Source organism: Methylomonas lenta (assembly GCF_001644015.1).
GTDB classification, from domain to species: Bacteria; Pseudomonadota; Gammaproteobacteria; order Methylococcales; family Methylomonadaceae; genus Methylomonas; species Methylomonas lenta.
The window spans coordinates 36,213-59,390 of the sequence record NZ_LUUI01000055.1 but is presented as its reverse complement, the minus strand read 5'-3'; the positions used below and the strand labels follow the sequence as shown (position 1 = coordinate 59,390).

General features: G+C 47.5%; 21 protein-coding genes. 6 read left to right on the top strand and 15 right to left on the bottom strand.

Annotated features, from left to right (window positions below; all coding sequences use genetic code 11):
* From A1359_RS04060 to A1359_RS04030, 7 genes are all read right to left on the bottom strand, one after another.
* Positions 1 to 2,212: EAL domain-containing protein (locus A1359_RS04060; protein ID WP_066978388.1), on the bottom strand; the 2,212-nt coding region annotated here is incomplete at its 3' end.
* A 1-nt stretch (position 2,213) separates the two neighbouring features.
* Complete coding sequence (locus A1359_RS04055; protein ID WP_232322102.1) at positions 2,214 to 2,582, bottom strand: response regulator; 369 nt, start codon at positions 2,580 to 2,582, stop codon at positions 2,214 to 2,216.
* 17 nt (positions 2,583 to 2,599) lie between these two features.
* Complete coding sequence (locus tag A1359_RS04050; protein WP_083960482.1) at positions 2,600 to 2,980, bottom strand: response regulator; 381 nt, start codon at positions 2,978 to 2,980, stop codon at positions 2,600 to 2,602.
* Complete coding sequence (locus A1359_RS04045; protein ID WP_269747878.1) at positions 2,977 to 5,667, bottom strand: response regulator; 2,691 nt, start codon at positions 5,665 to 5,667, stop codon at positions 2,977 to 2,979. The genes A1359_RS04050 and A1359_RS04045 overlap by 4 nt, the downstream gene beginning before the upstream one ends.
* Before the next feature lie 165 nt (positions 5,668 to 5,832).
* The gene (locus tag A1359_RS04040; protein WP_083960481.1) at positions 5,833 to 6,753 is read right to left on the bottom strand and encodes a cache domain-containing protein; all 921 of its coding nucleotides are present in this window, start codon (positions 6,751 to 6,753) and stop codon (positions 5,833 to 5,835) included.
* Positions 6,754 to 7,107: 354 nt separating this feature from the next.
* A complete protein-coding gene (locus tag A1359_RS04035; protein ID WP_066978376.1) occupies positions 7,108 to 8,880 on the bottom strand; it encodes an SLC13 family permease in 1,773 nt (590 codons plus the stop codon).
* Positions 8,881 to 9,013: 133 nt separating this feature from the next.
* Entirely contained in the window at positions 9,014 to 9,823 is an 810-nt protein-coding gene (locus tag A1359_RS04030; RefSeq protein WP_066978373.1) for a sulfite exporter TauE/SafE family protein, read from the bottom strand.
* A gap of 261 nt (positions 9,824 to 10,084) precedes the next feature.
* Between A1359_RS04030 and A1359_RS23025 the strand changes: the two genes are divergently transcribed.
* Together A1359_RS23025 and A1359_RS23020 are read left to right on the top strand one after the other, a co-directional pair.
* Positions 10,085 to 10,318, top strand: coding sequence for a TonB-dependent receptor domain-containing protein (locus tag A1359_RS23025; protein WP_232322101.1), 234 nt, complete (start codon positions 10,085 to 10,087; stop codon positions 10,316 to 10,318).
* 68 nt (positions 10,319 to 10,386) lie between these two features.
* The gene (locus tag A1359_RS23020) at positions 10,387 to 10,554 is read left to right on the top strand and encodes a hypothetical protein (protein WP_332310060.1); all 168 of its coding nucleotides are present in this window, start codon (positions 10,387 to 10,389) and stop codon (positions 10,552 to 10,554) included.
* A gap of 194 nt (positions 10,555 to 10,748) precedes the next feature.
* On the opposite strand, the gene A1359_RS04020 is transcribed toward A1359_RS23020, so the two are convergent.
* Together A1359_RS04020 and A1359_RS04015 are read right to left on the bottom strand one after the other, a co-directional pair.
* On the bottom strand, positions 10,749 to 11,195 hold the full coding sequence (locus tag A1359_RS04020; protein ID WP_066978368.1) for an NfeD family protein: 447 nt from the start codon (positions 11,193 to 11,195) through the stop codon (positions 10,749 to 10,751).
* A gap of 3 nt (positions 11,196 to 11,198) precedes the next feature.
* Entirely contained in the window at positions 11,199 to 12,119 is a 921-nt protein-coding gene (locus A1359_RS04015; protein ID WP_066978365.1) for an SPFH domain-containing protein, read from the bottom strand.
* A gap of 105 nt (positions 12,120 to 12,224) precedes the next feature.
* On the opposite strand from A1359_RS04015, the gene A1359_RS04010 reads away from it, so the two are divergent.
* The gene (locus A1359_RS04010; RefSeq protein ID WP_066978362.1) at positions 12,225 to 12,488 is read left to right on the top strand and encodes a hypothetical protein; all 264 of its coding nucleotides are present in this window, start codon (positions 12,225 to 12,227) and stop codon (positions 12,486 to 12,488) included.
* Here A1359_RS04010 and A1359_RS04005 read toward each other — a convergent pair.
* From A1359_RS04005 to A1359_RS03980, 6 genes are all read right to left on the bottom strand, one after another.
* Positions 12,485 to 14,461, bottom strand: a complete 1,977-nt coding sequence (locus tag A1359_RS04005; protein ID WP_232322100.1) for a transglutaminase TgpA family protein — start codon at positions 14,459 to 14,461, stop codon at positions 12,485 to 12,487. The genes A1359_RS04010 and A1359_RS04005 overlap by 4 nt on opposite strands.
* Positions 14,462 to 14,622: 161 nt before the next feature.
* The gene (locus A1359_RS04000) at positions 14,623 to 15,237 is read right to left on the bottom strand and encodes a hypothetical protein (protein WP_066978360.1); all 615 of its coding nucleotides are present in this window, start codon (positions 15,235 to 15,237) and stop codon (positions 14,623 to 14,625) included.
* Between the two features lie 91 nt (positions 15,238 to 15,328).
* A complete protein-coding gene (locus A1359_RS03995) occupies positions 15,329 to 15,958 on the bottom strand; it encodes a hypothetical protein (RefSeq protein WP_066978357.1) in 630 nt (209 codons plus the stop codon).
* Positions 15,959 to 16,021: 63 nt separating this feature from the next.
* A complete protein-coding gene (locus A1359_RS03990) occupies positions 16,022 to 18,310 on the bottom strand; it encodes a hypothetical protein (RefSeq protein WP_066978354.1) in 2,289 nt (762 codons plus the stop codon).
* Positions 18,311 to 18,828: 518 nt separating this feature from the next.
* Positions 18,829 to 19,692, bottom strand: coding sequence for a DUF58 domain-containing protein (locus A1359_RS03985; protein ID WP_332310059.1), 864 nt, complete (start codon positions 19,690 to 19,692; stop codon positions 18,829 to 18,831).
* Positions 19,693 to 19,775: 83 nt separating this feature from the next.
* Entirely contained in the window at positions 19,776 to 20,681 is a 906-nt protein-coding gene (locus A1359_RS03980; protein WP_066978350.1) for an AAA family ATPase, read from the bottom strand.
* A gap of 34 nt (positions 20,682 to 20,715) precedes the next feature.
* Here A1359_RS03980 and A1359_RS03975 point away from each other — a divergent pair, with 34 nt between their 5' ends.
* Genes A1359_RS03975 through A1359_RS03965 form a run of 3 tightly spaced genes read left to right on the top strand, consistent with a single transcriptional unit; the run spans position 20,716 to position 23,156 of the window.
* Positions 20,716 to 21,384, top strand: coding sequence for a MarR family winged helix-turn-helix transcriptional regulator (locus A1359_RS03975; RefSeq protein ID WP_232322099.1), 669 nt, complete (start codon positions 20,716 to 20,718; stop codon positions 21,382 to 21,384).
* Positions 21,385 to 21,389: 5 nt separating this feature from the next.
* Positions 21,390 to 21,641 carry a ubiquinone biosynthesis accessory factor UbiK gene (gene ubiK, locus A1359_RS03970; protein WP_066978347.1) on the top strand — a complete coding sequence of 84 codons (252 nt, stop codon included), beginning with the start codon at positions 21,390 to 21,392 and terminating at the stop codon, positions 21,639 to 21,641.
* 6 nt (positions 21,642 to 21,647) lie between these two features.
* Positions 21,648 to 23,156, top strand: coding sequence for a YifB family Mg chelatase-like AAA ATPase (locus A1359_RS03965; RefSeq protein WP_066978345.1), 1,509 nt, complete (start codon positions 21,648 to 21,650; stop codon positions 23,154 to 23,156).
* Positions 23,157 to 23,178: the final 22 nt, after the last annotated feature.

Sequence of the window (23,178 nt, the reverse complement as noted above, 5' to 3'; positions counted from 1 at the left end):
TTAATGGCAGTGAGGGTTTGGTCAGAAACTTATATACCGCACCTTGATTGACCGCCTCGATCACAGAATTCAGATCCGCATAACCGGACAGCACCATACGCATGGTATAGGGGTAAATCTCCTTGATCCGGCGCAGAAACTCGGTGCCGGTCATTTCAGGCATGCGTTGATCGCAAAGTACCACGCCAGGCTGATGCGTTGCCATTAAATCGAAACCTTCTCGTGCACTGGTAGTGCTGACGATGCGGAAACCTTTGCGGCGCAAGGATCGGTTCAGGGCGGATAGAATATTCGGTTCGTCATCCATCAACAATAAAACCCGCTCGGGTTTATCGACTTGCCCAGGCTGTATGCCTCTGCCTTCACGCAATAACAAGGCAAAATCCGCTGCCGGCAGTGGTCGGCTAAAGAAATAACCCTGAATTTCCTCGCAGCCGACGCCACGCAAAAATCCCAATTGACCTTCGGTTTCCACGCCTTCGGCGATCACTGTCAAATTCAGGCTATGAGCCATACCGACCAAGGCCCGCACGATGGCTGCGTCACATGGGTTTGACGTAATATTGGTGACAAACGACCGATCGATCTTGATGCGTGCTACCGGTAAGCGTTGCAAATAACTAAGGGATGAATAGCCGGTACCAAAATCGTCCAGCGCCATGCTGACGCCATTTTGTTTTAGCTCCTCCATGCTACGGATCACATTGTCGGCATTTTGTAGCACGATGCTCTCGGTCAGCTCCAACTCCAACCATCTCGGATCAAGCCCGGTCTCCTCCAGCACCCGTTTAACCTGGGCCTGAATGTCGCTTTTCAGAAATTGGCGCGCTGACAAATTAACCGCCATGCGTACTGGGGGCAGGCCTTGGTCTTGCCACTGTCGATTGCAACGGCAAGCCTCTTGCAGCACCCATTCACCAACCGCGCAGATCAAGCCGTTTTCTTCCAGTAACGGAATGAAATCCTGCGGCGACACCAAGCCATAATCGCGACTCTGCCAGCGCAGCAAAGCCTCGGTGCCGATAATCTGCCCCGTGGACAAATCCAGTTGTGGCTGGTAATGCAGGATGAACTCGTTGCGTTCCAAGGCCCGACGTAGCGATGTATCCAGATTGAGTTGCCGACGCGAGCCTTCATTCATATCGGCAAAAAAGAAGCGGCAGATGCTGGACGTATCCTTAATTGCCGCCGCTTGCATGGCGTGCTTGAGCACATCGCGCGGCTCCCCATCCACTGGAAAACAAGAGATACCGATAAAAGGATCGAGGAAGTATTCCTGCTCATTGAATACTATAGGCTCAGCTAATACCCGATGAATTTGCCAGGCAAACTCTTCGGCTATTTCGAGTCCATCGAAGTTACGTAAAATCAACGCAAATTTCGATTCGGTGATCCTAGCAACCGAAAGAGTGGCCGCTATCGATTCCAATCTGTCGGCCATGGCTCGAACAATCTCCAGTCCGGCATCCGGCCCCAACAATTGCGCGATGTCATGAAAGCTGCGCAATTTAACCACTAATACACTCACCAAAGTGGTGCCGGCATCCTTACATGCCTCGCTCAGGCGTTCCTCGAATAAGGTTCTGCTGGGCATGCCGGTTTGAGGGTCATAATTGACCAAATATTTGGTTTTGGTTTCAGCAGTTACTCGCTTTTCCTCGTTGCGTATCACCTCTAACGCAAACGAGATATCGTCCACCACTTCCGTCAGCAGATTGATTTCGGCTTCGCAGAAAAAACCGGCTGCCTTGGTTGCGACATTGAAAACACCGATGATCTTTCCTTCCATTCGAATCGGAAACGAACTACCTGAATTCAGCTCCCATTGCTCGGGTATGCTGGGCCAGGAAGGATGACATAAATCAGACGGTGTATCCTGGTCGATAAAAAAGACTTCGGCATTAAGCGCGGATACATTGGCCTGTTGACTTGTCTCCGCTTTGTGTAACTGCTTAAGCTGGGTAACGGTCGCCATTCCGGCAGAGGCGACCGGCACCAGACCCCCATTATCCGGATTAATCAAGCCTATCCAGGCCAGCGCGAAGCCACCGTATTCGACTGCGATTCGGCAAGCCGCTATATAGATATCCTGAGAGTCTTTGGTTCGCACTATGGCTCTGTTGATATGGCTCAGCATCGCATACAGCTGATTCTGACGTTCCAGTTCGACCTGCAGCTTGTTCAATTCGTTGGGCGATTGAATAGCATCCATATTAGTCTCCCAATAGTTTGTTGATACAGGCTTGCAATGCCCAACGGTCTAGTGGTTTGGTGATGATATCGAAGACTTCGGCTGCCGCCAGACGGGCGCGGGAGCCGTCATCATCCAGCGCCGTTACCATGATGATCGGTATTTCTGCGCTGGCTGGATCGGCTTTCAGGTGTCTTACTACTTCAAAACCATCCATGCCCGGCATCATCAGATCCAGCAGGATCAGATCGGGCGGATCGAGCGCAACTTGTTCCAGGGTTGCTTGTCCCGATGCAACGCTACAGACTTGATAGCCATAGGTTTGCAACAGCGTTACTTCCAGTTTTCTATTAAGTGGGTCGTCATCTGTAACCAGAATTTTCTTGGGCATTTTCATCACCTTGCATCCTATGGGCTAGTACCAGCAGCCAAATACTGCGCCACTTCGGTCAGAAAGTTTTTGTATGCGATCGGCTTGGCGATATAACCATCGCATCCGGCGGCCATGATTTTTTCCTCGTCGCCCTTCATGGCGAAAGCGGTCAAGGCCACAATTCGAATATGCCGGGTTGCTTGGTCGGTTTTCAATAAGCGAGTCGCGGTCAATCCATCCATGCCGGGCAGCTGGATGTCCATCAAAATAAGATTGGGTTGATGGCATTGCGCCAGTGCAATAGCATCTATGGCATTGTCGGCTTGTAACACCCTATAGCCGGCTTTAACCAGTAACATGCTGACCAATTTCATATTGGCCGGCGTATCTTCTACCACCAGTATTTGCGCCGTCATATTGCTTGTTTGTTCATAATCAGCGCACGCCTGACTTCGTTGGCAAAGCGACCGTGATTGAAGCAGGATTTTTCCAGGATGGCCGCGACATTGCCGTTGAGTATGGCATGATCCTGGTCCGTCAATAGTTTAGCCGTCATGACTACGATCGGAATCATTGCCGTATCCGGATTATTCTTCAGCGCCTCCACCACATCGAAACCATTCACTTCCGGCATCATCAAATCCAGCACCAACAAATCAGGTAGTTCTCGCCGTGCTAACGTTATGCCTTCCTGACCACTGTGGGCTCGCAATACAGTATAGCCGGGCTCTAACAAATAGGCCGAGAGTAATTCAACCGCTTTGGGATCATCATCAACTATCAATACTTTCAGGGACCGGTTGTTCCGAGTCAAGCCCAGGTTTTTCAAGGTATCGATCAAGTCGGCTCTACTGACCGGCTTTTGTAGTACGGCACTGGCTCCCAATGAAAAGCCTTTTTCAGTATCGGCCACGATAGAAACGATCACCACCGGCACCCCAGTCGCTGGATCTGATTGCTTGATGCGCGACAGCAAATCCCAGCCGTCCATATCCGGTAATAAAATATCCAGAATAATCACGCTGGGCTGCCGGGTTTTCAGTAGTTCTAGCCCTGCTTCGGCATTGGCGGCAATGACTATCTCGAAGCCTTCAGGCTCCAATTGCAGACGTATTAGTTCGGCAGCGCGTTCACTGTCCTCTATCACCAACGCCAGCGGATGATCAGGTGTGTGTTCATCTGATCGCGTCGCCAGCTGTTGTTTTATCTCGAAGTCCGTTGCATCCCGCCAGGGTAACCAGACGATAAAGCGGCTACCCTGTCCCGGCTTACTAGCCAAAGCCATGCTGCCTCCGTGCAGTTTGGCCAATTTAAGCACTAGCAGCAAGCCCAGCCCGGTACCTTCCGATTGCCGGGATAGCGACGAATCCAGTTGTGAAAAGGCATGAAACAGGCGAGGGGCATCCTCGGCCGCAATCCCAATTCCACTATCTTCGACCGTGATTTGCAGAAATTCTTGGTATTCATTGATCGGCAGCGGCATACGCAAACAGGTGATTTCTGTCGTCTGCCAGTTTTCGATATCAGAGTGCCCGACCTTGCAGGCCCTCAAGCTGACACTGCCGCCTGCTGGGGTGAATTTGACGGCATTTGACAGCAGGTTATAAACAATCTGTTTGGCCTTACGCGCATCCACAGTGACATTGCCCAAGCCGGAGCCAAGATCACTATATAGTTGGATACGGTGAGCCGCTGCCTTTTCTTTGATGATGGACAGACTATTATTCAGCAACAAATCCATGTCCAGCGGTTCCAAATCCAGCGTCATTTTGCCGGCTTCGATTTTTGACAAATCCAGGATGTCGTTGATCAGTGATAGCAGATGCTGGCCACTGCCGAAGATGTCGCTCATATATTCCTGCTGCTCCGCTGATAAATCGCCTAACAGGCCATCCTTCAACACTTCGGAAAAACCGATGATCGCATTTAGCGGCGTACGCAGTTCATGCGACATATTGGCCAGAAATTTACTTTTGATGCGCGTGGATTCTTCTGCTGCCTCCTTGGCCTGCCGTAAGGCCTCTTCCGCCCGTTTACGATCGGTGATGTCAAACAAGGTTGTCCGGCTCGACAGATAATGTCCGTCCTGATCCCGGATCGCGGTGGCATTCAGCAGTATCGGTAAGGTGGAGCCGTCACGTCGTACCATCTCGAATTCCAAATCGCTAACAGAGCCCTTGGCCTTGAACAATGGAAACTCCCGCCAAAATAGATTCTGGCTGGCCGGGGTCAACAAATCCACAAAGCGCATTTTATTGACGATTTCTTCGCGTCTATAACCCAGCCAAGCCAAGTGAGTGTCGTTGATACGAACGAAACAGCCTGCCGCGTCCAGCGAATGATAGCCGCAAGGGGCTTTGTTATAAAGATCTTCGATTTCATCGGCTTGCCGGCTGCGTGCCTGGTCGCGCAACCGGCAAATACCATAAGCCAGATCGGCGGCGGCTTCATTCAGCAATTCGATTTCACCGTCGTCGAAGGCATCGACATCGCTGGCATAGATACTCACCATGCCGAGGGTCCCGTGCGAACCTATCAGCGGCAAGGCGATACAGGAATAAAAACCGCACTGCAATGCAGCTTGACGCCATAGCTTAAATTCAGGAGCCGAAGCGATGTCGCGTACCACCACAGTCCGCCCTTCAATGATTGCTGTACCGCACGCGCCGTGGCATTCGAAATCATCTCCCCAGCTGAGATTCAGATGGTCAACATAATCTCGATTCGAACCCGCATGGGCAACGGGTAAGATACTTTTTTCGGCATCCCGGCAGGCAAAGCCAACCCAGACCATACGATAACCGCCCTTGTCGACTATCATCCGACAAATATTATCCAACAAGCTCTGCTCATCCTCGGCTCGCAGCATCGCCCGGTTACCTGCGCTGAGTACCATCAGCGCCCGGTTGGCGTGCGATAGCGCTCGATCGGCTTCCAGTAAACGAGCCTCGCGCTGCTGCAGGTTGTCCGCCGTTTGGTCGAAACTCCGTGCCAACTGGCCGATTTCATCATCCGATAACGGTAAATTAGTCCGAACACTCAGGTCTCCCTCGCCCAAACGGCGCGCGGCATCGGTCAGTTTAGACATACGTCGTAGTACCAGCCAGTTGCTGCCGACCCAGGCTATGGTCCACTGCCATTAAGTTAAGGAAGAACAATCCCTTCTCCCTCCGGGAGAAGGTTAGGATGAGGGGATTAAATAAAGCTTTTTTGCCTTATTATAAATCTCCTCTCCCCAACCCTCTCCAGCAGGAGAGGGAGCTTTTTCTTAACTTAATGGCATTGAGGCTATGGTCAGCAACAGTATCGTCATGATCAGTAAAGCCGTGATGTCGCGCAGGGTGCGTGTTTCGATAGTGCCATAGACTGCGTCCTTGGGTACGCCGACACGCACATAACTACAATGTTCATCGATCCATTGCAGCGGTTCGAAGGCATACAAACGTAAGACATTATCCTGGCCCTTAAACTCCGCAAACCCTTGGCAATTACCGGCCAATAGGTCGGCTAACTCAGCACGTTCCGGTGCCGGTTGGCCTGTCCATTCATGCTTGAGATCGGGCAGGCGCGCCAAGAAAGTGCCGTTGACATCGACCATGGCCACCACGGTCCCGGCCGGCATGGTTAATGTTTTGACTGTGTCTTGCAGCCAGCCTAGATCAATGCTGGCATATAGGACTCTGAGCAACTTAGCGTCCTCGCCATAAACCGGAAACGCCATACCTAAACTGGACACCCTCGACAACCGGCCGACCAGATAATCGCCGACGGCAAAATCATGACTTTCAATGGCGCGTTGGAATTCCGGCTTATCGGCGATATTGATGGGCTTATCGAAGCCTATGCCGCTGCATAGTAAATTACCGTCGGCATCCGCCATGCCAATATTGGCGAACAACGGGTTGTGCTTGTGAATGCGGACAAGCAAGTCCCGGCAACGCGGCAATAACCCAGGCTCGGTAACGAACGGAAGAGTTGAAAGGATAACCAGCATTTGCCGCGATTCATCGATAAGGCGATTTTCCTTTTCGACTATCAAGGCGGCAAGTTCCCTGGTTTTGCGCTGGGCTTCCGTCTCGGCGGCCGCCCGCTGCTCCATGGCGGAATAAACGATCAAGCCCAAAGCCGGAGTCGCAGACAAAATTACCAGCAGCAACAGGCGGCCACGCAGACTAGCCATAAACCTCATTACAGCACTCGGGCTGGGTGGCAGTTGACAGGACTCGATCCGAAACACACCATGCTGTCTCCATGCTGGGCAGTGCTTTGATAAGTGGGATTTACCGAATGAATCAAGTCAATTAAAACAGTTGTTTTTTAACAAACTGATTCGCCTGTTGGCAGAGCACGTTACTGAAATGCTGTCTATAAAGTGCTTTCCTTAACGTTAATTCTCATGCTGACAACAATGAAATGCAAGCATTTTTTCCTTGGAAAACTTTGGTGTTTTTTTATGAGTCAGTTTTCAAAAATTGGTGGCGTCTGAAGCCCGGGGCGCCAATCCGAATAATTAGGTTAATACCTGACATCCGGGCTATACATACTAATTCTGCAGCGGCCAAATGAACGGAATCAAGCCTATCGTGGTAATGCCTACGATAATATTCATAGGAACGCCAACCCGAATAAAATCTTTGAAGTGGTAACCACCCGGCCCATAAACCATTAAATTGGTTTGATAACCCAGTGGCGTTGCAAAACTGGCCGATGCGGCCATCATGGTTGCAAATACAAAGGGTTCGGGATTTAAACTTTGATTTCCGGTAATGGCCAATACTATCGGCAGCATCAACAACGCTGCCGCATTATTGGTAATCACTTCAGTAAGCAGGGAAACGGTAATATAGGTTAATCCCAGTAATACCCATGGATTACCATCAGCAATCGACAATATATGCCGGGCAATAAAATCAGCTGCACCGCTAACTTGTAGGGCATTACCCAAAGCAAAACTTGCCGCAATACTAATTAGCACAGTCAAATCCAGGCTGCGTCTAGCCTCGTTGATACTGCAACATCCTGTTATCACCATAAGCCCGGCACCGACCAATGCGGCGTTCAACATACTGCTCACACCTGTTGTTGCCGCCAGAATGACGCCGAGTAATAGAGCCCAAGACAATTTAGCGCGTTGATGATTGGGTCGGGTTTCTGCCAAATCGTTGATCAATAAAAAGTCTTTTTGCACTCTTTGTCGAGTAATAAAAGCAGGTCTTGCTTCCAATAACAACAGGTCGCCCGCTTGCAGCTCAATTGAGCCTAAATTACCCTGAATAGCTTCCCCATCTCGGGCAACTGCCAACACGACTGCACCATATCGATCACGAAAATGGCTGTCTCGAATGGCCTTGCCAATGCTGTCGCAACTTTGTGAAACGACCGCTTCAACCAGGCAACGTTCTGGCGCATCCTTTTCTATGACTGGGGTTTGGTTATCGGATGAAACCAGTCCGTTGATACGCAAAATATCAAAAATCGCACTGGTTTCGCCAACGAACACCAAGCGATCTCCGCCTTGTAATTTTTCTTCTGAGGAAACCGCGGTGACAATACTGCCGTGTCTTTCAATTTCGACCAGATAAATGCGTTGTAAATTTCTCAACCGGGCTTTAGCAATCGTCACCCCCTCTAAAGGGCCATTATTGGCAACCGCGACTTCAAAGGTAAATTTTTTACGATCGGCAAATTGTTCGGCAGCGCTTTTATTGTTGGGCAATAGCGCAGGCAGTATTGTAATGATAAACAAAATTCCTACCAAGGCTACTGGTAAGCCAATCCAGGTAATATCAAACAGTTCAAAGCCTTTTTTACCCGTCATGGCTTGGTATTGACCATTAAGGACTAAATTAGTACTGGTACCAATCAGCGTCAAAGTGCCGCCCAGAATGGATATGTAACTAAGCGGTATCATTAATTTAGAAGGTGCAATGCCAATGCGTTTAGACCAACGGCTTACAGCCGGTATCATGGTGGCGACCACCGGAGTATTATTCAGAAACGCACTTAAGGGTATTAGTGGCAATGCCAATCTAAACAAAGCACCGCGGGTGGTTTTTGGATTACCCAGCAAATTATTGACGACAATTTCTACACCTCCGGTCGAACTAATACCGGCTGCAATAACAAACATAGCGGCTACAGTAATTAACCCCTCATTACTAAAACCCGCTAACGCTTGTTTTGCATCTAATACACCTGCCACACTCAAAATAGTGAGTGCCAGCATCAGTACCATATCCGGTGTAAACCGGGTAAAAACCAATGTCAGTAAAACACTAGCAGTCAATAAAACTGTAAGCCAGCCATGCCAATCCATATGTTCTCGCTAATTTGTGAGCCTGATTTTTTATCTTTGATTTTTTGCCTAAGAACTTTGGGTATCCAATATCAATTAGCTGGCAAGTCTGCATGCCTTTAACCTGCTTCGTCGATATCTAAATTGGGTAGGCTTACACCATTACAAACTTTACCCCAATCACTAACAACAAGGTTGCCAAGGCTGGGCGTAAAAAGTATTCAGGTATTTTGGCGCTTAAATGACTGCCTATCCAAATACCTGGCACTGACCCTAAAAGCAAGCTGCCCAATAATTGCAGATCGAAATTACCCAGGCTTAAATGCCCAAGGCCGGCCACTGCGGTTAAAGGAATGGCGTGCGCCAGGTCAGTACCGACTATTTTTAATGTGCTCATGCGTGGATATAAAAACAACAGCGCCACGGTTCCCAAGGCACCCGCACCCACAGATGATAGTGTCACCAACACCCCTAAGACGGCGCCTATAGCAACGGTAGCAATTTTTTCCCAACCCGGGGAAAAGCGCCCGCTATTGTCGGCATCGCTGATTTTATCATCCAATTGTAGTTTGGCTGCTCGATGTAACAACACACTACGTACGAATAAAGCACAAGCTGTTAGTAACAAGGCAATACCCAAAGTAAAGGTAATCATGCCGGAGATATCCTTATCCAATGCCAGAAAATTTTTCAACACATACAAAGTGATACCGGCAAACGGCAGACTGCCTAACGATAAAAAGCAGACAATCTTCCAGTCTACAGATTTGTGCTTACCATGATGAACAAATACTCCGGCTGATTTAGTAATGGCGGCGTATAACAAGTCTGTGCCTACTGCCACAGCCGGTTTAAAGCCAAACAAAAACACCAGCAAGGGGGTCATCAAAGATCCGCCGCCCACACCGGTTATGCCTACTAATAATCCCACCGCAAAACCGGATGCGGAATACAGTAAATTCATGTTTATCATTCCATCAATAAGATTAAGTTGGCGCTACTATATCAAGCAAAATTGTTAAACTTTAATGATAAAAAATTTATAAGCATCTAATTATTAGATAAATAAAGCTGGTTTGCATATATTCTGTATATCACTCGGGCTGTGGATGCCACGAAAATTATCAAGCTGGTCTGACAGAATGCATATTCGATGCCGAACAACTGCTGACGCAGGAGATTTCAGTCGACATATCAACAATGATTGAGCGCCACAAACAGGTTGATGTTAATTAACCTTAAGGAAGAAACTGCATATAACCTGGATGTGGGCTATCGCTTCAAAACCGATTGGCTGCGGGCTGAATTTGATTTATTCCACAACCGGGCCAATGATTACATCTATCAGCAACGTGACGGTGAATTCGTCAATGGCAGCGATGTGCCGCGCATGCCGCCGCTACGCTACGGCTTTCAACTGGATTACAACTGGGACAAACTCTCCAATATCTGCGTCTGACGCGTGCTGAAGACCAGCCTTATGCTGGCGAATTTGATACCTCAACAGCAGGCTATTTCCTGTTCAATGTGGGCACTAACTATCAGGTTAAAGCCTATCAAGATGCCAAACTGATGGTATTTGCCAAAGGCAACAACTTGCTGAACAAAAATATTCGAAATTCGACCTCGTACTTGCGCAACTTTGCCCCCGAGGCCGGACGCGGAGCGGAAGTAGGCTTTAGGTTGAGTTATTAAAATTGCTCGTTAAGCATCGTTGGAGTGCATATAAAAATAGTCGCAGTTGATGGTTTTTTCAGCTTGAGGTATTTAATGCGTTCGATCGGTTATTAAGCAGCCTGATAGGTGCGCTAAGTGTATACATTCATTTTTGATTGTTGCGACGCCTACCAGGTTATCGACGTAGATCCGCTCAGTATACGAAGGGAGGTTCACCGATAAATCTCGACTTCGAATACTGTTCCCTTTACCGCTACCACTTTCACTTTAGTATCTAAAGGGCAATCTTCACCTTGGACTAACCAGAGGCTATCACCGATTTTAATCTTGCCATGACCGTTTTTTATCGGCGCGACTAGAGTAAAAGTTCTGCCAATATATTGGGCACCACGTTTATTCAGAAATGGGTGATCGGTTTTCTCGACTTTTCGGGTTCGCGCATAGTGTCGCCAGCCCAATATAGACGACACTGCCAGCACGGAAAACAGAAACAACTGCACATCAAAACTAGTGGACGGAATTAGCCAATATTCCAGGCCGACGATGAATGCTGCCACCGCCAACCACAAGAAAAAGAAACCGGTGACGATGATTTCCAAGGCTAAAAAACCAACAGATATTACCCACCAATACCAGAATACGATGTCTTGCTCGGCCATGATTTATCCTTTTTTAGCTAGCGCTTCTTTAGCCAATTCACCTATGCCGCCCAATGCGCCGATCACGCTGGAAGCTTCCAGCGGCATGAAGATCAACTTGCTGTTGTTGGCGGTAGCCACATCCTTAAGCGATTCGATGTATTTTTGTGCCACGAAGTAATTGATGGCCTGCACATCGCCCTTGGCTATCGCCTCGGAGACCATCGTGGTAGCTTTGGCCTCGGCTTCCGCTAATCGTTCGCGAGCTTCAGCATCGCGGAAAGCGGCTTCTTTACGGCCTTCTGCATCCAATATTGCGCCCTGTTTCAGGCCTTCGGCTTTCAGGATTTCTGCTTGTCGCATGCCTTCTGCTTCAAGAATTTGGGCGCGTTTTTCCCGCTCTGCTTTCATTTGTCGGGCCATGGAGTCGACCAGATCTTTAGGCGGGGCAATGTCTTTGATTTCGATTCGGGTGACTTTAATTCCCCAAGGTGAAGTAGCCTCGTCGACCACATTCAACAAACGGGCGTTGATTTCATCGCGGCGTGACAGAAGTTCATCCAGATCCATAGAGCCCATCACAGTACGAATATTGGTCATAACCAGATTGATAATGGCCATATCCAGATAAGTAATCTCATAAGCCGCCTTAGCGGCATCCATGATTTGGTAAAATACTACCCCGTCGACTCGCACCATAGCATTATCTTTGGTGATGACTTCCTGTGAAGGCACATCCAATACCTGCTCCATCACATTTAATTTTCGACCTATCCTATCGATGATAGGCATGATGATACTCAAGCCCGGAGTCAGGGTGTTGGTGTATTTGCCAAAACGTTCGACAGTATATTCCATGCCTTGCGGCACCGATTTGACACTCATGAATACCATCAGTATCGCAAACACAAACAGCATAGTTACAAATAAGCCAAAGCCGCCCATAGCGCCTCCTAAATTTAATGAATTAAAATTATTGTTTATTGCAAACTGTCACACGACTCATAATAATGCATCCCTTTCAAACTTGTAGGTTACAGGACAGGATTTATGAATACCTTGATATATTACGCCTTTAACGTTTTCGTTCTTTCTTTAATTGTGCTGGGTGTCGGCATGTTTAAACCCAAATGGATTCTGCTGTGGATGGATAAGCCTACTCGTCTGCCTGTTGTGATGATCGCCGGGGTGTTTTTTATGATAGCGGCCGTCATGTTTGGTGAGGGCAATAAGCAAATGCAACAAGAAAAAGCTCAAGCCAGCAAACAACAAAGCCTGCAAAATACGGTAGAGGAAGTACCCGATCTGCATTAACTAATGCGCAGACTAGCAACACAGGCTTTTAAAGATTGCAAATCGCCTGCTACTGTATCGGCTTGGTAACGCAGACGAATAAAGAGAGTGGTGATTTGTTCAATCTGAGCCGTTAAATCCGGGCGCTGTTTTTTAGCGCGTTCGGCATAGTCTCTTGCGCCCTCACCCGATTTTTTTACGATACCCGCTTTGGCTAGCTTGGTGCAATAACGCTGGTAGTATTTAACGGCCTTATTGGTTGTGATAGATTTTTGCCTTAATAGCCACCAAGCCAGCGGTAAGCTAATCAACATAATGCTGCTGATTAGCCATTTGGCTAAGGCGGCTATGTCGTCTATTCCTAGTGAGTGCAAAAACTGCATCTGGTTGGCGCCATGGTAATTAATCACCCAGCGTTGCCAGTTGTAATCAATACTTTGCCATAGTTGCCGACTGCGTTTTAACCAGCTTAAAGTCGCAGCATCGCCGATCAACGGACTGAAATTGACTGCGCCGCTGGCAATTTGCAAATCTATGTTGACCCCGCGTTCGATGCGCTCGGGTGCGATTGCGGCGGTGGGGTCAAATCTGACCCAACCTTTATTGTCCAGCCAAACTTCGGCCCAGGCGTGCGCATCGGCCTGCCGAACTTCCAAAAACTTGCCCACTTTATTAATTTCGCCGCCTTGATAACCACCCACCACTCGGGCTGGAATTTTGGCAATTCTTAATAGGTATACAAAAGCTGTGGCGTAATGACTGCAGAACCCACTGCGGGTTTCAAACAAAAACGTATCAATTGGATCTTCCGGCATCAACGGAGGCGTCAGGGTGTAATAAAATTTTTCCTGACGAAAATGATTTAGCAAATTTTGGATGAATAGCTCTGGTTTGGCATCGAAACCGTGCAAAGTTTTAATCAATTCAAGCTGTCTTTTTGATGCGGCAACCGGCAATTGCAAGTTAGTCTTATGCTCGTCTTGGCTGATGGCACCGGTGTTATAAAAGGGTCTGGATGTGATGTTGTATTCAGCGCGTTCCGCCAACCTTTTGCTGGTTTGCAACTGGAATATGCCATTTCTACGTAAGCTGGCATCAAAGGCTTCCGCCATATCCAGGGCAAACACCCAGTTTTCTTTCTGTGGCTCCATCAGCAAGGTGTATGCATAAGCTAGCCCAGTAAAAATGGGTTCGGCAGACTGTTGAGTGTTTTTATCGTTTGCCGTCCAGCGTACACCGTCAGTTTGCGAATATACCGGTCCGCGCCAGTAGCGCAATTTTGGCGGCGGTGCTTCACCGTTAAATCGTACTCTGAATACCAGCTCTTCAGATAAGCTTAAATCGCTGATAGAACCCGGCTCCAGGGTATTACTTAGGCCTGATAAGGCTTTGTTATCATCTTGCAACCACATCCAGCGTGGCGCTTCCAGGCGTGGAAATAACACAAAAATGACAATAGTCAGTGGCAAGGCTTGCAAGATAATGCTGCTGGAGGTTTTAATTGCTGCAAGAGGTCGTGTCTGACTGGCATTTTGAGTGATTAAAGTCGCCAACAATACACTGCAAACCAGCAATATATAGCCCGCCATCAAAATGCTTTGTTCGTATAAAAATTGTGAAGCGGCAACAATAAACGCCAAATAAACGATTAAATAAACATCGCGCTTACTGTGAATTTCTAACAGCTTCAACCCCAAAGCCACCACAAACAACGTCGTACCCGCATCCCGCCCAAACAAGCCGCGATGCTGTATTACCAGCAATGAGATGCCGAACAACGTTAACAAAAAAAGCACAAATCGATTTGGCAGCCATTGATTTTGCCAGATACCTACAAAGCGCCAGCCCAGTAATACTGAGAAAAACCCGAACAACGGCAAAGGGATATGCCAGGCATGCGGTAGGGTAATCAAGCCAATTGAACTCAGCAGGAAAATCAGGCTGCGCTGGTTCAGGGTAATCTCAAGCATCAATTGGCCTAGCTCCTTGCCCATACAAATCTTTATATCCGAAGGCTACAGGTTTTTATGGTGTTCGACAATCAACTGACAATAGAAAAACGAAAATGGGTGTATTTATAGATCGGACATAAAGTAAAAAGCCCATTTGCCGCCATGGCAAATGGGCTTTTTAGATTGAGTTGGAAATAGTGAATTTATATCAACTGTGCTTCAGGCTTTTTTCGGCTTATAGCAATAAAACCAAACAGGCTAGAGCCGAAAAGCCAGAAAGCGGCAGGTAGAGGAACAGGACGGAAGGATGTTAGTGTCATTACATTGCCCAAGCCTTCGTTGGTTGCTATATGAAAATATGATCCGTCACTACTGGGCGCACCCGACCCTGCCGTAGCAAAGATATTGAAGTCCCCAGTCTCGCCATTCACGAATTCGGTACCCCAACCACCATTGCCTGTCTGTTGCCCAACGAGTTCTTGCGACAGGTCAAGTGTTACCATAGAATCCCAGCTAAACGCGTCAAAATCCGTAAGCTGGTAGCTGCTAACACTGCCTAAAATCGTATCGTACACAGTTAAGGAAAAGCTGACAATTTCGTTGCCAGGAGTAAGAAAAGCTAAACCATTGCTGGGGTTTGGAAACAACGCATTATTTATTTCCAGCGTAGCGTGGGCTTCGGCGCCATTAAACCCAAGCCAATCCAGATAAAAGCTACTGGTCTCCGGTATGGCAACAGCAGCTTGTGCCGGTATAGCAGTAAAAAACGTCAGTATGCAAAATACGCCTGCCAGCAAATTTGTAAATGTCTTTTTCATCTCTTGCTCTCATTTTTGATTGATACCGGTGTCGTCATAAATAGACTGGGCCACCGATATTGTGGTTCTGATTAAACTATCAGCAATGATCTTAAGTTAGCTGAGCTTGGCGTTTGAAACCGATCCTGGATAGCCCTAACAATGCCGACCCGAACAACCAGAAGGCAGCTGGAATGGGTACGGGTCGAAATGAGGTTAAATTTAAGATGTCTCCATTTCCCCCGTTAGTTGCTATTTGGAATGCCGCACCATTTGAATTGGGGGCGGCAGGATTCAATAACAAATTTGCGAAGAGATTGAATTCACCACCCGAGGCATCGATACTATGATTGCTGCTCCATGGTCCGCCGGTGGTTGCTTGGTTAACCAATTCATGCGCCAAATCCAATGGCCATTCAGCGGTGGTCTTTGTACTCCAGATAAAGAAATCAAAATCAGTTAATCCAAAGGTACCATTTCCTGAGCTTGCGCCAGTAATGGTAACGGAAAAATCGACGACATCTTCAAACGGAAACAGCCAGGCATCATCAGCCGAATTTGAAAATTTACTGCCCTCATCGTTATAAACGGTAAGCCAGCCATGGGCTTCCGCTTCGTTGAAGTGGGCCACCCCGCTCCAGTCCACATAAAAACTACTGGTAGTTGAAGTAGGTACCGCCATGGCCTGATTGGAGGCTAGAAATAGCAAACCGATCAGAAAAGTTCGTAATATGTCCATCATAAAGAAAAGTCCTCGCTAGTCATTATCGGAAAGCGAGGCGCACTAAGGCGCCTCGGAAATGGTTTATAGTCCGATTTCAGCACAAGAATACAAGAACATATCGGATGCATCATTAGCAGGATTTGCCGAATAGCCTGGCACTTTTCTGACTAACGGAGCATTCGCATCCGGTATAGCCGCATTTGAATTGCACTCAGCAATCATATTTCTGGCGGCCGCTTGTTGATTAAGGGCTTGGGTCAGCATGCTGGTACGCAAGGCTTTCACCGGTGCCAATTGGGCTAGTCTGAGGAAATAATCTGCTTTTTCCAGCTTTTGTACCGCACTCCAATTATTCCCCAACTTGCCTTCTTTCAGCACTTCAATCGCATCCATATTTTCCTCTTTAGCCAAGCTGACCAAATCGCGTGCAGTGGCATTGTTGCTGATCTGTTTTGCCTGATTTGCTAACTGGTTCGACATGCGGACGTTTTCGATTGCGTTAATAGTGCGTAAGAACGATGCCATTGCCACGATTTGCGTGGAATCCAGCTTGACTCTTCGGCTCTTGCCGGATGACAACGATCCAGGAGAGGTGTTGAACGCATCACTGTTATAGGCAGCAATCGCTTCTTCTAGTGTGCTGACGGCATTATTGTGGAAGTATGGCGGCGTATCGGCTGCTTCGATCAGAGGAGCGGTACTGAAGCGACCGTCACCAAAACAGTTTGCACTATCTGCATCTGGTCCACAATAGGCAGGATCGGTACCAAAACCACCGTCATAGGCCATATCCGGTTTTAACAAGCGCGCCGGATGAATTTTCATGTTTTCGACCCCTGTATTACGGGTTGGGTTAGCCTTAGTAGTTGAGCTACGCGCACCGGCATTTTGATGACAACCGTTACAATTGGCGGTTTCACCTTCTATTGGCTGACCAGAACCATCGACAGGATTGAGTTTGGTATCGAATAGTTCCTGACCGGCCCGAACCAACGGGTCTTTAAAGGTTATTTGATAAAGCGGATAATCCTTACTGCGTCCCAAGGACAGCATATACGCTTCAACATCATCCAACTCTTCGTTGGTAGGCAATCTAAAATCGGTACCGGTGATTCGTGACATGGTTTTGGGCATATGCTGATTAATCGCACCCAGGGTAAAATCACGTAAAGAGCCGGTTCCAGGTGCTCCGTCACCGCTCCAGCCGGTAGAATGAGCAAACTGGTTGTCGTTGCTAAATTCACCACCTATGCCAACGCCAAATTCTCCGCCAAGCCCAGCTTCGCCAAAATTATCCTCAGCCGGATTGTAATCGGCCGCTTTATCATTGACTTCGTGATCGATTGAAGTAAACATTGCCAAAGTGTGTGGCACACTGCGGAAAATATCTACGCTTGGACCATCCACATTGGTTTTGATCAAGGCGTGCTTGCGCATCAGAACCGGATCTTCAAGCTCAGCAAGTGCGTTATTGTTCTCCGCCACGAATAATGGATCTGATTGCGGCAGAGTCATGATGTAATTGGGGTCCAGGGTGAAGTTATTATCTTCCCGATGGCAAGTGCCGCAAGTGCGGCCATTACCGGCAAAGGTTTCATTATGAAAGATTTGTCGGCCGCGTGCGATCTTTGCGCCAAGCACCGGTGTTAAATCGGAGATGGTATCGGCCTGCGCCACTTTAGGCAGTAAAAAATCAAAAGGCGCAGTATTTTCTGGCAGAGATTGACCAACACTACCCATTGCAGTAGTCAACCAGGGTTTATCAGCATAGTAGAGTTTATGCATCAAGTCTGGCGAACCGGTGAGTATAAGGTTCTCCGCAGGCGTTTGGCCTGCTTTGGAAACGGCTAACGAATCCATGGTAAAACCCATCAGTTGGCTGCGCTCAAGGTGTGTTTCCAAATTGCCTTTGCCATCAGCCACTTCAAAACGGCCCAACTGGATCATATTGTCGCCGGATTTGGGTTTTACCGAGCCGTTTTGGCTGTCCACCAACCACAATTCGTACTGGCCGGCTTCCATTCCCTTGGCTTGAAAAGCCACGTCACCCGTTTTCAGGTTAAATTGAAAATGGCCACGACCTGTGCTGGCAGTATCAGATAAAACTTTGGACGAACCCAACGTTAACTTTAGAATTTGCGAACTACCGCCTTTCGCTTCATAACCGGTCCTCCAGTTGTTCAGCGAGGCCTTTAGGGTATTCACATCGCCGTGACCAGTACTATAAGTGGTGTTATTTGATTGACTAATGCCGTCATCAAACAAGGCATAGTTAGAATTAATCGCAAATGCCAGCGTTGAAACTGCAGCAAGTGTTGCTGATAGTTTAAAAATTCTTTTCGTAGCAACGGTGAGATTTTTTCGTCTCATTTATTTCTCCTGATTAAGTTCCTGGTTTATTCACAAAAACAAGCAGTGAAATTTCTCAATCTGCTACTTGCTTTGTTCATAACCTTGAGTCTGTAATTGTGACGCCCAATTCGTATACTCCCCGAGCAAGTGGGGTCGCCGCTAACCGTCACAGACAGTCCGGGTACGAATTCAACGTATTCTTCAACTGGATGCAGAGCAATCCGGCTCTGCCTTGCTGTTTAAGCAATTCACGGGCCAAAACAACAAGTGTTGTGCGGGTCAGGGGTTTTATAACAACAGCATTAGTAAGGTAATCTTTTGGGAGATAAAATTTGCGGCAAATAACATAGTTTGTGTCATTTGCCATATGCGTTTGCGTGGTATACCTTATTTAATATTTGTTGCATGAAAATGCGGTTTCTTATAGGAATTCTTAAAAAAACACCCTCTCAAATAAACAAATCCTAATCTGTCAGAATTAACAAAAGATAATGACATTCATGTCAGATTTTATAGGAATGTGTCAAAACACGGGGCTAAAACAGGGCCAATGCACGTAAGCAATGCTCAAAATGTTGAGTCCCGCTGTCAGGTGTCAGCTTTAAGCCTGGCAAGACCAAGCCATATCGAAACCCGGCTCGCTCAGCTTCGACTAGCCAACGACAAAGCTGACTCAATCGTTCTTCTATCTGACCGCCGGGCGTCGTATCATAATCCAGCCATAGCTCAACATTGTTTGAACCGGAGTATTGTTTGCTATGTAGTCCGCGTCCTTTGGCATAGCTTTTCCAATGTATTTGCCGGATGGCGTCACCCGCCTGATAGGATTTCAGGCCAAAAAAATCGTCGCCATTACGTCTGTTTTGACCTTGTTGGCCTTGGCCAGTATCGGTTTCCGGAAACGGTAATTCTGTTTGTGCAGGGCGAGGGTAAATTAGCGCTTTGCTATCAAAACGCAAAGGTGACCACGCTCTGAACAGGCCTAGTGGAAAAAAACTCGATAAAGTTAACGTATCCATGCTTAACCAGCCGCGTCGCTTGGTGGACTTGTACATAATGACTGGAAGTGTTTGATATGGAGCTAGATCGATTGTGCGGGTTTCCTGTAAATGGATGTCTATGGCAAATCGTGCATGGTTGTCGGGATTGTGAATAAAAAAGTTAAATTCTGCTAGATCGCCGGCAAACATGGGTTGATTATATCCGGCGCTCAGTACTAAACCAGCCAACGATTTGTAGCTATGTAATATGGTTACAAAAAAGATACTAGCCAACAAAAACCCCAGCATGTAAGCCAGGTTATTGTTGTAGACAAACGCAATCAGTAGTACTAAAGCAATCAAGCAAATAAAGCCCAATCCACCTAAGGTCGGCAAAATAAAAACGCGTCTTTGATTCAATGTGATCGGACCTGAAATAGGGTCTTCGCCATGAAAAAATCGACTTAGCTTGAAACGCTGTTTTAAGGTTAAGGGCGAAGCGTTCAATGGACGGGGACTTTTTCGAGTATGGGCGCAACGGTAGCCGCTGAATCAATGCTGGTACAACGTAGCCTATGCGCCGCCACAGCCGGCAGCACGGCTTGTACGTCTTCCGGCAACACCGCCTGTCTTTGATCCATGAATGCCCAAGCTTTTGCTGCGGCCAATAATGACAAGCCTGCGCGTGGTGATAAGCCGCAAGGATAATGCTCGGATTGGCGGGTAAATTCGATGATGGACTGTAAATAATCTAATAAAGCTGGCGCTACGAACACATTGCCGACCGCTAGCTGACATTCAGCTAATTGTTCAGGGCTTAACTGCACGGAAAGTGTTTTAATCAGGCTGTGTCGTGGTTGACCCATCAGTAGTTGCCGTTCGGCTTCTCGATCAGGGTAGCCTAATTGAATGCGCATCAAAAAACGGTCAAGTTGGGATTCAGGTAAAGAAAATGTACCAATTTGATAGGCTGGGTTTTGCGTGGCGATGACAAAAAATGGCAGGGGTAACACATAGGTTTGTCCCTCAATTGTCACCTGTCTTTCTTCCATAGCTTCCAGGAGTGCGCTTTGTGCCTTTGGAGTGGCGCGATTGATTTCATCAGCCAATATCATTTGTTTGAATAGTGGTCCTGGGTGAAAGCTAAAACTGTTTTGTTGGGCATCAAATACCGAGGAGCCTATGATGTCGGCAGGTAAAATGTCGCTGGTAAATTGTATTCGCTGATAAGCCAAACCAAATAAATGTGCCAGGGTGTGTGACAGCGTGGTTTTGCCAACGCCTGGAATGTCTTCTATCAGTAAATGACCTTTGGCCAACAAACAACAAACAGCCAAGCGAATCTGCTGCTGTTTTCCAAGAATAATACTGTTGGCAGTAGCCAGTAGCTGGTTAATTTCGGTATTCATCGTGGCACTAGGACATCATTAAACAAGCATAATTGTGGACTTAGTTGCCGTTCTAGCGCAAACCTATGGCGTTGGGCATTTACCTATAAAGCAAACTACCTATGCTAAAATCAGGCAAATGCATGAATTAGAAACCTTTAAGCTGATTGAGCGTATCAGCACTTTATTACGCTCGGAAGAACGCAAAAAATATTCAGCCATCGGTTTACAACCGGTACACGGGCAGGTATTGGAATTTCTGGCTAAGTGTAACAAATACAGTAACACACACGCCTCAGTAGCAGAATATCTTGGTTTAACCAAAGGCACGGTGTCACAGAGCATACAGATACTGGAACGCAAAAACTTTTTGCAAAAAACCATTGATAGTCAAGATGGTCGGGTCATGCATTTAAGTCTGACTGAAAAAGGTCACGTATTGATAGATGAACTAAAGCCACTGGATATTTTTAGACAAGCAGAAGCTAAAGTTGACCATTTGGAGTTTGATACTATCCAAAATGCCTTACAATCCACCTTAAGTGTATTGCAACAGGTCAATCACAGCAAAAGCTTTGGTTTATGCCGTACCTGCAGTTACTTTACTGTAGAGGCTCATCATTACCAGTGTGGTTTTACTGACGAAGCCCTGGATCGCGATGATACTGATAAAATATGCCGTGAACATACCCCAAAACCAAATCCATTCATTGACCAAGAGTAATCAACATGTTTGATCCAAAATCCATAGATAATATTGCCGATCGCATTGCTAGCGCCATACCACCTGGGCTAAACAACTTTAAAGACGATATGGAAAAAAACGTACACGCTTTGCTACAAAGCGGGTTATCCAAACTGGATCTCGTCAGCCGGGAAGAATTTGAAGTGCAAAAAGCAGTATTAGCAAAAACTCGATCTCGTTTGGAAGAACTGGAAAAACGGGTGGATGAGTTGGAAAAGCATCTAGCGCCCGAGTAATTTCATATGTCGCTGGCCGTCGTTTATAGCCGGGGTCGCTCCGGTATTGATGCGCCCCTAGTCACTGTTGAAGTCCATGTCAGTAACGGTTTGCCGGCGCTTAATATCGTCGGCTTACCAGAAGCCGCCGTTAAAGAAAGCAAAGATCGTGTGCGCGGCGCTATTATTAACTCCCATTTTGAATTTCCATTTCAACGCATTACTATCAATTTGGCGCCAGCCGATTTACCGAAAGAAGGCGGTCGGTTCGATTTGGCAATTGCTTTGGGTATCTTGGCAGCCTCTGGACAAATTCCCCAAACCAATCTGCAAGAATATGAGTGTATCGGTGAGCTTTCTCTGGGAGGTGATTTGCGCGCTATACCCGGCTCCTTACCTGTGGCGATACATTGTCGAAATGCCGATAGGCAACTGATTCTACCTGTTGATAGCGCGTCAGAAGCGGCACTGATTCGTAACGCCAAATTGCTGCCTGCGCAAAATTTATTACAAGTTTGCGCCCACCTAACAGGACAAAGTCCCCTATCTGTAGCCGTTTCAAATATTGCAATTGAACAAACGGTTTACGATATTGATTTTGCTGACGTACATGGTCAGTTTCATGTTAAACGTGCCATGGAAATTGCAGCAGCAGGCGCCCATAATCTGCTAATGCTGGGACCGCCAGGAACAGGTAAATCCATGTTGGCTGCGCGTCTTCCGACCATACTCCCAGAGTTGAGTGAACAGGAGGCTCAGGAAACCGCCGCCATAGCATCCATCAGCGATCATGGGCTAGATATCAGCAAATGGAGGCAGCCCCCATTTAGGGCTCCGCACCATACCGCCTCAGCTGCAGCTTTGGTGGGAGGCGGTAGTAATCCCAAGCCAGGGGAGATTTCCCTGTCTCATCATGGGGCATTATTTCTGGATGAACTGCCAGAGTTTGATAGAAAAGTTTTGGAAGTGTTGCGCGAACCATTGGAAACTGGACATATCACCATCTCCCGCGCTAATCGTCAGGCTGACTTTCCTGCCCGTTTTCAACTCATTGCGGCGATGAATCCCTGCCCATGCGGTTATCTGGGTGATGCATCAGGTCGATGCCATTGCACCTCGGAACAAGTGGCGCGCTATCGTGCTCGCGTATCAGGCCCACTGTTGGATAGAATTGATATGCATCTTGAAGTACCTAGAGTACCTTTGGAAGTGTTACGCAAAGGAGCTAAAGACGGCGAGGAAACTAGCAGAATTATACGGCAACGGGTAATCGAGGCCCGTGCTGTGGCCGGCAAACGTCAAGGAAAGACTAACGCGGCGCTGAGTGCCAAAGAAATCAAAATTTTTTGTGAGCTTTCCGACGCTGGACATAGGTTGCTGGAACAAGCCATGGAGAAGTTTGGCCTGTCGCATCGTGCTTATCACCGTATTTTAAAGTTAGCCCGTACGATTGCCGACTTGGCTGGCTGCAAAGACATTCAGATTGCGCATTTGAGTGAAGCGATTAGCTACCGTAAGCTGGACCGAACCCGCTAGAGGATTGGGTCCAGCTTAAATG